The organism is Rhodococcus sp. NPDC019050 (assembly GCF_055664235.1).
On record NZ_JBVOON010000002.1, the window covers coordinates 17,767 to 30,102 of the forward strand.

The following is a 12,336-nucleotide window of genomic DNA, read 5'->3' on the forward strand; positions in this document are numbered from 1 at the left end:
GTGCGGGTCGGGTTCAGTACGCCGACGCGTTGTCGACATGGAAGTGGTAGAGGGTGCGGGCGGAGCCGTAGCGAGTGAATTCGGCCGGGTCGGCGTCGAAACCCGCGGCGTCGAGCAGGTCCTGCAGTTCGGCGACATGCTCGGGGCGCATCTCTTTCGCGACACAGTCGGCACCGAGCGAGGCAACGGTGCCCCGCACGTAGATCCGCGTCTCGTACAGCGAGTCGCCAAGCGCCTCGCCGGCGTCGCCGAGCACGACCAGTCGTCCGGCCTGTCCCATGAACGCACTCATGTGCCCGATGTCGCCGCCGACGACGATGTCGACTCCCTTCATCGAGATCCCGCACCGCGCTGCGGCGTTGCCCTCGATCACGAGCAGGCCGCCGTGGGCCGTCGCCCCCGCGGACTGGGACGCGTCGCCCCTCACCCGCACGGTGCCGGACATCATGTTCTCCCCGACGCCCACCCCGGCGTTCCCGTCGATCGTGACGTGGGCGTGCTGGTTCATGCCGGCGGCGTAGTACCCCGCGTGCCCGTCGATGTGCACGTCGATCGGCCGGTTCAGTCCGCATGCGAGTGCGTGCTGCCCTCGGGGGTTGGTGACGTGCACGGCGGCGGGTGCTTCGGTCGCCTGTAGTGCCGCGTTGAGTTCACGTGTCGTGGTCACACCGAGGTCGTAGGCGGTGATGGTGGGAAGCGTGTCGGTGGTCATGGAATTCTCCGGCGTCGAAGTGGAAGCGGCAGAACTGGTCAGCGGTGCCATACGTAGACCCGTTCGGGTTCGGGTTCGAAGATGTGCGCGTCGGAGATTCCGGGAAGCTCTGCCAGAGCTCGGAACTCGGATGCCATGGCGACATAGCCGTCGGTTTCTGCGACGATCGCAGGTTTGCACGCGATCGGGTCGCGCACCACGGCGAACGAATCGGCGGTGGACACGAGCAGGGTGTAGAAGCCGTCGAACCGCTCACCGAGCAATCTCAGCGCCTTGTCGAGGTCGGCGCCTTCGGCGAGGTGCTTGGCCACGAAGCGAGCTCCGACTTCGGTGTCGTTCTCACTGTCGAACACCACGCCCTCGTCTTCCAGTTCACGTTTGATCGAGAGATGGTTCGAGAACGAACCGTTGTGCACCAGGCACTGGTCCGGGCCGACGGCGAACGGGTGCGACCCCGCGGCGGTCACCGCGGATTCGGTGGCCATGCGGGTATGGCCGACACCTTGGTGACCCGACGCTCCGGGAAGACCGAAGTGTTCGGCGAGTTGCAGCGGATTGCCCATTCCCTTGAGCACCGTGACGTCGGCACCGAATCCGATCACGGTCGCGCCGGGGTCCACCCGGCGGACCGACTCGGCGAGCAGCGCCGCCGGAACCGGGGCGTGCAGGACGGTGGTCGGCGCGAGGTCGATCCCGGTGACGGGCACGCCCAGTGCCTCGCCGAGGGCCGCGGGCAGGGACGGGTCGGCGCCCAGGACGGACACCGAGGAATGCCCCTCCGGGGAGAACACCGGGTCGCCGTAGATGGCGACGCCCGCCGAGTCCGGGCCACGGTCCACCATCCGGCCGAGCATGCCGGTCAGCAAGTGACCCAGCCGTGGTTCGAGTGAGGCGTCACGAAGGTGAAGCCCGACGATTCCGCACATGTCGTCTCCTGTGAGTGTCAGAAAGCGGTCAGATAGTTGTCGATCTCCCACGGCGTCACGGTGCTGTGCCACTGGAAGAACTCTTCGCGCTTGAGAGAAGTGAAGTACTCCGCGACCCCGGGGCCGGCTGCGTCGAGCGCTGCGGTCACGACGGGGTCGCCGGCGAGAGCGTCCATCGCGTGGAGCAGCGTCATCGGCAACGCATCGGACGCGACGCCGTCGCCGGGAGTGCCGGGATCGAGTTGACGGTCGATGCCGTCGAGTCCGGCGGCCACGGTGACGGCGGTCGCCAGGTACGGGTTGGCGGCGCCGTCACCGCCGCGCAGTTCGATCCGGTGACGGTCCGGTACCCGCAGGTAGTGGGTGCGATCGTTTCCTCCGTAGGTCGCGTGACGCGGCGACCAGGTGGCACCGGAGGTGGTCGCGGTCGCACCCGTGCGTTTGTACGAGTTCACCGTCGGTGCCAGCACTCCTTGCAGGGCGCACGCGTGATCGAGAATTCCGCCGATGAAGGAGTAGGCGAGGTCGGACAGTCCCAGTCCCCGCGGGTCGTCGGGGTCCGGGAATGCGGCGTGGTCGCCCTTCCACAGCGACATGTGCAGGTGCATGCCGGAACCGGTCCGATCGGCAAATGGCTTGGGCATGAATGTTGCTGTCATACCGCGTTGTTCGGCGAGAACGGAGATCAGATAGCGGAGAGTCATCACGCGGTCGGCGGTGACGAGGGCTTCGTCGTAGCGGAAGTTCTGTTCGAACTGCCCGTTGCCGTCCTCGTGGTCGTTGGCGTAGTTGCCCCAGCCGAGGGTGTTCATCGCCGACGAGATGGAGGTCAGGTGCTCGTACATGCGAGTGACGTCGCGGGCGTCGTAACAGGGCTGGCGCGAGGTGTCGAGGAGGTCGGCGGTGCGCAGGGTGCCCTCCTGACCGCGCTGGACGAGGAAGTACTCGATCTCGGCGCCCACCTTGACCGTGAGCCCTCTGTCGGCGGCGGCGGCGAGCGCCTTCTTCAGGATGACACGCGGAGCGAACGGCCAGGGTGCACCTTCGACGTGGGGATCGCAGTGGACGAGGGCGAGGCCCTCGCGGATGAAGGGCACGGGCGTGAACGAGGAGAGGTCGGGGAGTGCGACCAGGTCGGGATCCTTCGGTACCTGGCCGATGGCACCCGCTGCGTATCCGGCGAACCCGACACCCTCGTTCTGCAGTTCGTCTGCCGATTCGACGGGAACCAGCTTGGCGCAGGGCTTTCCGGACAAGGTGGTGAACACGGCGAGGATGAAACGGGTATCGGTGGCGCGTGCGAGGGACGCGAGGTCGGTGGCGTGGTCGGGGGCGGCGATGGCGGAACTCTCGAGCGGATGTCCGTTCGTCGACTGCAACCGCCGGGTGGTGAGGTCGGTGGCTTCGAGCGTCATGGAAACTCCTGAGTTTCGGCGGCGGCGAGGTTTCGTGGGTTGTTTCATGGGGTGAATCGGCGTCGAATGTAATGAAACACCGCAGGCATGACGGAGGTGTTACACAGCGGAGAAACGTTGGTGACGCTGCCTCTGTTCGATTCGATCGGATCGGATCGGATCGGATCGGTGCGGGTGGCTCAGCTGCCCCAGTGAGCCGGGGCCGAGAGGCGACGCGGGAGTTCGGTTTCCCGGTTTCCCCGCGCGGCCGCGATCTGTGGCTGCGTCACGTACAACGCGGTCGACAGATCTGCGCCCTCGAGCCGGGCGTCTCTCAGGTCGGCGCCGAGGAGATCCACCCCGGACAGAGTGCATTCGCGCAGATCAGCCGCGATCAGGCACGCACCTCGCAAATCGGCACCGAACAAGTTGTACGAGCGCAGATTTCTGCCGGCCAGGTCCACATCCGGACGTGCCTCGGGAAAGATGTCCCGCCCGTCCGCCCGGTACGCGGATCGCACTTCTTCACTGATGTCCCGCAGCATGGTTGCGACCGTCCTGTGCAACGAGTCCATGTCCGTCGCCAACAGTGCGTCGAGGGGCCCGAGCGATGTGGCCGCGACGAGGGCTTCGAGACGCTGCGCTGCGCGCGCGGTGTCGGGATCGAAGGTGCGTGCCCGGGCTTCCGCCAGGTGCCAGAGCATCTCGTGGAGTTGCCGGGTGATCGTGAAGGCCGCGAACATCGTGCGCCGATCGTCGGGGTGGTGCGGTTCGGTGCCGCCGAAGTGCCGCTGGGAGACCGCTTGCCCTGCGCCGAAGCAGTCGAAGACCGTGCAGCCGCGGAATCCTCTGGCGCGCAGCGAGCTGTGGATCAGGCACGAATGGTCCGGCCCGAGGTTCGGGCACGGTGCTCCGGCAGGCTTGTCGATGGGGAAATCCGCCGATCCGGAAAACCCGAAGGCGTTACAGCACAACGCGAAACAGTTCGCGCAATCGGATTTCAGCGACGAGGGGAGGGGGATGGACGAGGGGAGGGGGATGGACGAGGGGAGGGGAACGGTGACGGACATGGGTGCTCCAGAAGGTGATGCGGGTGCGGATCGGGGAAGGGGGAACCAGGGTCCGGTTCCCTGCCGAAGCACACGGAATCACCACACCGCGGAGAAGCGACGAGTAGTCGTCGCGGTGGGTTCGGCTCACAAAGACAGCATGCGTATCACTGCCGACACCGTAGCAAGTGCGGCGACCGGCCATCAACAAGCGCAGTCCTAGACGAGGTCGGCAGTCGCCGGTGGTGCATCGTCGCGGAAAGCACTGATCATCGGAGCCGGCACCGCGGTTTCGCCGAAGATGCCCATGTGCGATGTCGCCGACAGGATGACCAGGCGCGCGGACGGTGCCTTCTGCGCTGTCCCCGCCGCCGCTTCCTCGTCACCGCCGCCCCGCATTCGGAACATCGCCACCGCATGCTCCGGCTTCACGCCGTCCGCATCACCCACCACGACCATCGTCTTCGCGGAGATCGACCGCAACTGTGCAACACCGATGTTGTGATCTTCGGTGTTGAGTCCCTTCATCTTTTCGATATAAGTCGCGAACGCGCCGTCGTGCGGCGTGTGGTCCACGAACGCTTGCTCCAGGGGAGTGCCGGCGAGGTGCTCGGCGCCGAGATTCTCGATGGCCGCGAGCACCGACGGGTACGAGCCGTCCCGGCGGTAGGTGGCGGACAGCAAGACCAGCTTGTCGACGAGGCCGGGGTGCCGGAGCGCAAGTGCAGCGCGACCCGGCCACCTCGCGAGTACCCCATCACGTCCGCGCGTTCGATCTCGAGAGCGCGCAGCAGTGCTGCAGCATCGTCGGCGAACTGTTCGTACGACATCGCGCGCGGGGTGTCCGGGGTGCGGCCGTGCCCTTGCTGATCGAAGACGATCACCGGACGTTCGTCTGCGAAGGCGGATACCCACGACGCCATGGAGTCGGTCCCCATGAACGCGCCCGGTATGAGCAGCAAAGGGAGCGCCGAGGAATTGCCGAGTGCGCCGTGTACTTCGTGATAGAGACGCAACCCGTTGATCGAGACATGACCACTGCGAGAGGCCTTCACATCCATGTTGTCCTCCGCGACCACTACTCGGCCTCCGTCCCCGGTCCGTACAGCCGGGCGACATCGGGGGAGTCGAGCCAGTTGGAGTAGGTGGGGGATTGTGGCCAGCCTTCAGGCGAATCTTGCCACTCCTCCTGACGTCCCCACGGCAGCACGTCGACCAGTGGGAAGGTGTAGGTGAGCTGTTCGGTGCCGCGTCCGGTGGTGTGCCAGGGTGCGGTAGACGGTGTCGCCGTCGCGGAGGAACACGTTGACCGCGAAGCCCCCGCCCGGGGGCGCGTCGACGTCGGCGCCGAACGAACTCTCCGACGACGAATACCATTCCATCTTGTTGCCGACCTTGGCCTTGTAGGCAAGCGCTTCGTCGATGGGGCCGTTGGTGACGACGACGAACCGAGCGTCGTAGTTGTCGAGAATGCCGAGCCGCGTGTACTGCGGCGTGAGGCCGGTGCAACCGGGGCACTGCCATTCGTCGCCGTCGGACCACATGTGGTTGTAGACGATGAGCTGGGAACGGCCCTGGAACACGTCGACGAGCCGGATCGGGCCGTCCGGTCCGATGAGCGTGTAGTCGGGTAGTTCGACCATCGGCAGCCTGCGGCGCTGAGCGGCGATGGCATCGAGTTCGCGGGTGGCGGCCTTCTCCCGCATGCGCAGGTCGTCGAGCGCGCTCTGCCAGGTCTCACGGTCGACGATCGGGGGGGAGGGCACGGGCGGTCTGCTGAGTCATGGTGTCTCCCGGAGTCGGAGGTTCCGTTCCCCGGTGTCGACCTGATACGGACCCGAAAGTCATCGCGGCCGTGTCGCCCGGAATGTCTTCGTCGGTGCCTGCCTCCCGATTCCGTGGCCGGATGCCGCAGTGTCGATGAGATCGGAGCTCTCCTCCGGTCAGTCCGTATGAAGATCGACCCCTGTCCCGACCTGGAGAGGTGACCGACAGATGACAACCGTCCACATCGGCGAGATCGACCTGGGCATCGAAGCCTTCGGCGACGAGAAGGCACCTCTCGTCCTCCTTGCGGGCGGGCCGACGATGCTTTCCTGGCCGGACGAGCTGTGCGAGCATCTCGCAGCGGGAGGTCGACGGGTCGTGCGGTACGACCTGCGCGACAGCGGCGAGTCGACGAGGGACGACCCTGCCGCACCCGCCTACACGCTGCGAGACCTCGCCGGCGACGCGGCGGCTCTCGTCGATGTGCTAGGCGGTGGGCCTGCCCACTTGGCGGGAATCGGGGTCGGCGGAATGGTCGCCCAGGTCGCGGCGCTCGACCACCCCGCTGTGTTCCGGGCACTCACCCTGGTCGGCACCCGCGCGGTTGCGCCCGGACAGTGTGACCCGGACCTCCCCGATCATGACAAAGAGACGATGGAGAGCCTGTTTGCGCTGCGGATTCCCGACTGGAACGACCGGCAGGCGGTGGCGGAATTCGGCGCCGCTCAGGCGGAGCGCCTCGGTAACGATCCCGACGTCGCACGCGCGACTGCCGCCCGCATCTGGGACAGAACGCCCGGCACCGCACCGGCGACGCACGCGGCGGACCAAATGGGGACGGTCTTCGCCGCGCTCGACTGCACACCGCGCTGGCGCGAGCGGCTTCCCGACATCGAGGTCCCCGCACTCGTCGTCCACGGTCGCCGGGACCCCTTCTTCCCTCTCGGCAACGGTGAGGCGATCGCCCGTGAGATCCCGGGTGCACGACTACTCGTTCTCGACGACGCCTCGACAGAAATCCCGACGGCATCTGTCGGCGAGGTCGCCGACGCGATGCTGTCGCTGCCCTGAACCGCTATCGCATCTCGCCGGCGCCGATATAGGGGTGGAGGCTCGCCAGAGGCTTGCCCTCGTCGAAGCGGGAGAAGCGGAAGTCGTCACCGTCGACCGCTGGGTCGCTCGAGATGCCGTCCAGTAGAAGGTCGGCGGCGAGGCGCCCGACGGCGGGAGAGATCTTGTAGCCGTGACCGCTGAAACCGGCCAGCAGGAACAGACCAGGAACGGGGGACGGCCCGATGACGGGATTGTAATCGGGTGTCACGTCGTAACATCCGGCATAGGACGACGACAGTCGGGGGTCGGGCATGTGGGGGAGCAGGCGGTCGAGTTTGCCGATCGCGGTGGAGACGACATCGTCGTCCGCCCGGTTGGAATACGTGTCGGGGTCGGCCCATTCGGGATCGGAATGGTCGCTGTTGCCGACGAGGAGGTCGCCGTTCGGTTCGCGTCTGATGTATTGCAGATTCACCAGGTCCGAGAAGGTGGGAACGTCAGGGGTGGGTGTTCCCTGATCGACGAGCAGAATCGACTCCCGCTGCACTCGTACGGGAACGTCGATTCCGGCGGTGGCGCCGAGCGTGGGGGACCACACTCCCGTGGCGAGAACGACTGTTTCGGCGTGGATTTCGGTTCCGTCGGCGAGAAGGACACCGTAGACCTCGCCGTTCTCGCGCTGCCTCAGAGAGACGACCTCGGCCGACTGCCGGATCCGGACTCCGAGGCGCCGTGCCTGCGTGGCGTAGGCCATGCCCGTCATATACGCGTCGCCGTGCCCGCCGAGTGGTTCGTACGCAAAGGCCGAAAAATCGTCGAGTGCGATACCGGGCCACAAGTGCGCGACGTCGTCACCGTCGAGTGATTCCACGGGCACGCCCAGTTCGCGGTGCATCGCTGTGTTCGCGATCAGGGGAGCGACGTTGTTCGCTCCGACTCCGACGACGTATCCGGTCCGACGGAATCCGATGTCCGTGCCGAAGATCTCGTCGGCCGACGCGAAGACCTGCACCCCGTGCCAGGCCATCGCGGCAAGTGATCGCACCCCGTAATGGCACCGGACTATTCCGCTCGATTTTCCGGTCATGCCGGAGCACAACGTATTTCGTTCGAGGACGAGGACATCGGTTTCCCCGCGTTCGGCCAACGACCAGGCGGTGGCCAATCCCTCGAGTCCGCCTCCGACTATCACTACGCGGGCACTCTCTGCCATCGCTGTCCTCGCAATCGCGCTGGTGTTTCCTGATGGCAAACAGTGTTGCATATCGAGAAACGCGCCGGGAGTGCGGCAGTGTGACAGCAAGGTAAACGATCACGGGGCAGCCCGGCGCGATCGGTGGAGGACTCGATCGCGCGCCGTCACAACCTCCGGCTCCGGCGAGTGTCGTCGCGACCCGTGGGGTCCGGGTCCGACCCGAGGTGGGGGACGGTGACCGGACGCTTCTGGGACCGCCACCACGCTGTCGTGGCGTGCGATCGCAGGACTTCGACGGTGCGAGTGATCGCTTCGGGATCGCGCAATTCGCCACGCGCTTCGGGGTTTTCCATGTAGTGCTCGACGGCTGCGTCGATGATTTCGGGTGCGATCCGGAAGGGCCGGCGGTCGACACGCACAGCAAACCCCTCACCGTTGGTGTGGGAAGCGACTGTGAGCACGGTGTTGTCGAATCTTCTCCACAGGGGAACCGGCGACGAGAAGGTTGCGTGGTGGCCGGGACGGACCCAGACGGTGAGGAATTTCCAGTGGCTGTTGATTTGGACGAGCAGGAGGTCATCCCACGGTATCCACGCGTCGTGGGCGTAACCCCGGAGGTGGAGTCCGTCGTGCCGGATGGCGATGTGGCCGGCGCGGACACGTCCGAGAAGGATCAACACGACCATGAGTGCCTGATACCCGCACATGGCTACGAGGAGAATTGCCAACAACGAGGGCTTGAACTCCTCCTCGGTCGCATAGATATCGGTGGCGGACATGTCGGCAGGGGGCGTGTCGGCTTTCAGCAGGAACACCGCGAAGACGGTGAGTGCAGGCAGCGCCACGAACATGGTCAGGTTGTAGATCAACCGTGATTGACGGAGCAGGAGAGCCGGTGTGCCCTCGTCGGTCCCGACGGTGATGTCGGAACGCCGGGTGCGAGGGCCGTGCATCAACAAGACCAAGACCGGGAGGAGCCAGATGAACACCCCGAATCCGAGCGTGAACCAGAGCTGATCGGTCGCGTAGGTCGGACCGAACACGATCCCGCTCGGACCGACATGCACCGCATCTTCGAGGGCGACGACGAGCATGCCGATGCTGAGAAAAATCAATGCAGCAGCGGTCATGCAATGCCCGTAGACCGTGAGAGTTCCGTAGACCTTCTGCCGGGGCCAGGTATCCGCCTCCGTCGGCGCATCGTCAGTTGCCATCGGTCAGCACCTCTCGGACGGATTCGCCGAGGCTCACCAACGCATCTTTAGCTTCGGTCAGTTCGCGGACTCCCGCATCGAACGTGCTGAGGAACGTCGCGGACGAATCTTCGTAGAGGTGGTCGACGCTGCCGGAGGCCATGATGCCCGCCGCTGTTCCCGCCAGTGCGCCACCCAGCGTGCCTACGCCGGGCGCGATGGATCCGGCGACCGCTCCCGCGATTATCGATGCGGCGAGCCCGGCCGAATTGGAGACCACAGCCTGCTCGAGAGGCTCACCACCTCCGAAATAGTCGAGTCCGACACCGGCAACGACGCCCAGGGCCCCCGTTCCCACGGCCACCCTGGTCGGAACCGGCGCCAGATCGGCGTGTTTCGCGAGCGCGGAAAAAACATCGTCGGTGGATGATTTCGCCTGTCCGAACAGGCGCCGCACCTCGTCGTACGGGGTACCCGGCGCGAGATCGAGCACGGCCTCCATCGACCGCGCCGAATTCTCGAGACACATGGCCGCTCGATCTGCCAGCAGCCCGACGCGTTGGCGCATTTCGGCGGTGAGATAGTCGAATCCGGTGGTGGTGGTGAACAGTGCGGCCCACGCGGGACTCGTCCACCGGTGGGTGACCTCCGCGATGTCGCGCGCCCACCGACGGTGCACATCCGTTGCGGCATCCGCGATCTCTTCGTACGTGCGGAGCAGCGACTCGTCCGAATGCGGGCCGGGATCGCCGATGGTGTCGCACACGACCGGCAGTCCGGCACTCGCGGCGCGGTCGCGAATATCCGACATATCCGCGAGAGCCGAAGCGAGCGCAACCGACAGTGTGTCGAAATCGTCCGCAGCGGAGAGCGTCCTCGCGTGAAGTTCGTCGATGACCTGCACGATCCGCGAGGCCTCGCGCAGATACCGGTCGGACGCCTCGCCCTCCCACGCATCGTCGGCGATGCGGCGGGCTTCTTCGGCGTCGTCCCCGGTCGCTGCGACGGCGGCCGCGAGGTGTCGGCGGATCGAGTGCCCGACGCGCGAGATGTCGGCGGGGTCGCCGTCGATGAAAGTATCGATCGGCACGGCTCACTCGCCCCGGTCGGGCCAGGCGGTAACGATCCGCGCGGCGGTGCCGGCGTCGCTGTCGCGGTACGCCTCGGCGCAGGAATTGAGCATGCCCGCAGTGATACCGAGCGTCTGCACGAGACCGGCGACATCAGCAGCGGCTCGACCGAGTATTCCGGCGAGCGTGCCGGTGGCCGCACCCCCTCGCACCGTCTCGGGAAGCGGGTCGAGTGCCGTCGCCACCACCCGGGCGGAGTCTTCGTATCGTGCTGCGGCACGCAGGAGTTCGCCCGGATCGACGCCCAGGCTCAACGCGTCGCCTGCCGGCGCATCGCGTCCCCGGTGCCAGTGTGAGGGTCTTCGCGGTCGTAGGACCCTGGGGCACAAGGACTTTGCAGAAATGGTGCTGGTTCATGCGACGGTAAGGTCACGACGATCCCCCTGATCGGCCGGCGACGCCGGACCCCCCGTCCGGCGACATCGGCGACAGGGTATCAAGATCGAATCGATTGTGCGCGCTGTGGGCTACACGCCCGCGCGTACGGTGCTCAGGCGCCCTGCCACACCGTGTCGAAGGGGGTGTTGCCGGAAACGCGGCCTTCGATGCCCTTGGTGACGAAGTCCTTCGCGATCTGCACCGCGCGAGTCACCTCGGTGCCCTTCGCCAGCTCCGCGGTGATCGCTGCGGCGAGAGTGCATCCGGCACCGGAGACGCGCTCACTGCCGATCTTGGGTGCCGAGAGCAACGTCACCTCTCGGCCGTCGAACAGCACATCCACCGCATCGTCGCCGGTGAGTTCGACGCCGCCCTTCGCGATGACGTACTGCGGGCCGAGGTCGTGGATGCGCTTTGCTGCCTCGACCAGATCGTCGACGGAATCGATGCTGTCCATGCCGGACAGCGTGCGTGCCTCGAACAGGTTCGGCGTGACCACGGTGGCGTGGGGGAGTACTTGGGTGCGCAGCGCGTTGTCGGTGTCGAGTGCCGCGCCGGGTTCCTGCCCCTTGCAGATCAGTACCGGGTCGAGCACGACGTGCCGCCAGGTCCGGCGGCTCAGTGCGTCCGAGACCACGTCGATCGTCGCGGGAGTGCCCAGCATGCCGATCTTCACGACATCGAGGTCGTGGGCCGCCGTCGCCGCCTCGATCTGGTCCGCGATGACCTGCGGTTCGATCGGCACGAACCGGTGGCCCCAATTGTTGTTCGGGTCGAATGACACGATGCAGGTGATGGTGCCGACGCCGTACACGCCGAGTTGCTGGAACGTCTTGAGGTCCACCTGCAACCCGGCACCGCCGGTGGCTTCCGATCCGGCGATGACGAAGGCGAGATCGACCACGATGAGTTCTCCGTTCGGCTGGGGTGATCGCGGACGGCTCACGCGATCGGTAGCAGGCGTCCCAGCCTAACAACAGGGCCCTGGCCGCCTGTACGGGTCATCGGGCGAAACGCCCGGTGTGCGCGGTCTGTGTCCTGCAGCATGGAGATATGTGACGGATGAGGCGAGGGACGATGACACGCTTCTTCGGTGTGGTGCTGGTGCTCGTGGCGGTCGTCGCTGCCGGTTTCTACTTCGCCTTGCGGGGCGTATCCGACTCCGAGTCGACCCGGTCCGTCGAGGACACCGAGGTAGTTCTCGACGGCACTCCCACGACATGCGGCGAGTTGTTCGGCGCGCCGTGCAGCGTGGACGTGCAGACGACCTACAACCGGATCGCTCCGCGACTGGACGATTTCGTACGGGGCGCCGACTTCGGGCCGTGGGCCGCGACGATCGGTTTCGACGAGTCGGCGATCCTCGTCGTCGAGGCATGCAACCTCATCGGCCGGCCGGGGCAAACCGACCTCGAATTCGTCGACCTCGCCCGCGTCCGGTATCCGAATGCCGGAAGTCCGGAGCTGTTCCCTTTCTGGCAACGCGCACGGGAGGGGCTGTGCCCGCCTCCGTCGTGACCAACCCGTGAGGTGTGCTCC

Annotated in this window: 13 protein-coding genes and 1 pseudogene; 2 read left to right on the forward strand and 12 right to left on the reverse strand. The window is 66.2% G+C overall.

Translation table 11 applies throughout. The annotated features are described in order from the left end of the window. Positions 1–13: 13 nt before the first annotated feature. The 7 genes and pseudogenes from AC0B44_RS02675 to AC0B44_RS02705 form a co-directional block, all read right to left on the reverse strand. Complete coding sequence (locus AC0B44_RS02675; RefSeq protein ID WP_471901396.1) at positions 14–712, reverse strand: GltB/FmdC/FwdC-like GXGXG domain-containing protein; 699 nt, start codon at positions 710–712, stop codon at positions 14–16. Positions 713–750: 38 nt separating this feature from the next. Beyond that, the gene (locus AC0B44_RS02680) at positions 751–1,638 is read right to left on the reverse strand and encodes a class II glutamine amidotransferase domain-containing protein (RefSeq protein WP_471901397.1); all 888 of its coding nucleotides are present in this window, start codon (positions 1,636–1,638) and stop codon (positions 751–753) included. A 17-nt stretch (positions 1,639–1,655) separates the two neighbouring features. Continuing rightward, positions 1,656–3,053 carry a type III glutamate--ammonia ligase gene (gene glnT / locus AC0B44_RS02685; RefSeq protein ID WP_471901398.1) on the reverse strand — a complete coding sequence of 466 codons (1,398 nt, stop codon included), beginning with the start codon at positions 3,051–3,053 and terminating at the stop codon, positions 1,656–1,658. A gap of 179 nt (positions 3,054–3,232) precedes the next feature. After that, a complete protein-coding gene (locus AC0B44_RS02690; RefSeq protein WP_471901399.1) occupies positions 3,233–4,102 on the reverse strand; it encodes a pentapeptide repeat-containing protein in 870 nt (289 codons plus the stop codon). A gap of 198 nt (positions 4,103–4,300) precedes the next feature. Continuing rightward, a complete protein-coding gene (locus AC0B44_RS02695) occupies positions 4,301–4,609 on the reverse strand; it encodes a hypothetical protein (protein ID WP_471901400.1) in 309 nt (102 codons plus the stop codon). Continuing rightward, complete coding sequence (locus AC0B44_RS02700; protein ID WP_471901401.1) at positions 4,606–5,142, reverse strand: alpha/beta fold hydrolase; 537 nt, start codon at positions 5,140–5,142, stop codon at positions 4,606–4,608. Before AC0B44_RS02700 ends, AC0B44_RS02695 begins: the two co-directional genes overlap by 4 nt. A gap of 17 nt (positions 5,143–5,159) precedes the next feature. After that, positions 5,160–5,866, reverse strand: a pseudogene (locus tag AC0B44_RS02705) (DUF899 domain-containing protein). A 210-nt stretch (positions 5,867–6,076) separates the two neighbouring features. On the opposite strand from AC0B44_RS02705, the gene AC0B44_RS02710 reads away from it, so the two are divergent. Continuing rightward, a complete protein-coding gene (locus AC0B44_RS02710; RefSeq protein ID WP_471901402.1) occupies positions 6,077–6,919 on the forward strand; it encodes an alpha/beta fold hydrolase in 843 nt (280 codons plus the stop codon). Between the two features lie 4 nt (positions 6,920–6,923). On the opposite strand, the gene AC0B44_RS02715 is transcribed toward AC0B44_RS02710, so the two are convergent. The 5 genes from AC0B44_RS02715 to thiD all read right to left on the reverse strand — a co-directional run bounded on the left by AC0B44_RS02715 (position 6,924) and on the right by thiD (position 11,701). Next, the gene (locus AC0B44_RS02715; protein ID WP_471901403.1) at positions 6,924–8,114 is read right to left on the reverse strand and encodes an NAD(P)/FAD-dependent oxidoreductase; all 1,191 of its coding nucleotides are present in this window, start codon (positions 8,112–8,114) and stop codon (positions 6,924–6,926) included. Positions 8,115–8,260: 146 nt separating this feature from the next. After that, on the reverse strand, positions 8,261–9,310 hold the full coding sequence (locus AC0B44_RS02720; RefSeq protein WP_471901404.1) for a hypothetical protein: 1,050 nt from the start codon (positions 9,308–9,310) through the stop codon (positions 8,261–8,263). Continuing rightward, on the reverse strand, positions 9,300–10,379 hold the full coding sequence (locus AC0B44_RS02725) for a hypothetical protein (protein WP_471901405.1): 1,080 nt from the start codon (positions 10,377–10,379) through the stop codon (positions 9,300–9,302). The genes AC0B44_RS02720 and AC0B44_RS02725 overlap by 11 nt, the downstream gene beginning before the upstream one ends. Positions 10,380–10,382: 3 nt before the next feature. After that, entirely contained in the window at positions 10,383–10,673 is a 291-nt protein-coding gene (locus AC0B44_RS02730) for a hypothetical protein (RefSeq protein WP_471901406.1), read from the reverse strand. A gap of 236 nt (positions 10,674–10,909) precedes the next feature. After that, a complete protein-coding gene (gene thiD, locus AC0B44_RS02735; RefSeq protein WP_471901407.1) occupies positions 10,910–11,701 on the reverse strand; it encodes a bifunctional hydroxymethylpyrimidine kinase/phosphomethylpyrimidine kinase in 792 nt (263 codons plus the stop codon). A 173-nt stretch (positions 11,702–11,874) separates the two neighbouring features. Between thiD and AC0B44_RS02740 the strand changes: the two genes are divergently transcribed. Further along, positions 11,875–12,315, forward strand: a complete 441-nt coding sequence (locus AC0B44_RS02740; protein WP_471901408.1) for a hypothetical protein — start codon at positions 11,875–11,877, stop codon at positions 12,313–12,315. Positions 12,316–12,336 lie beyond the last annotated feature (21 nt).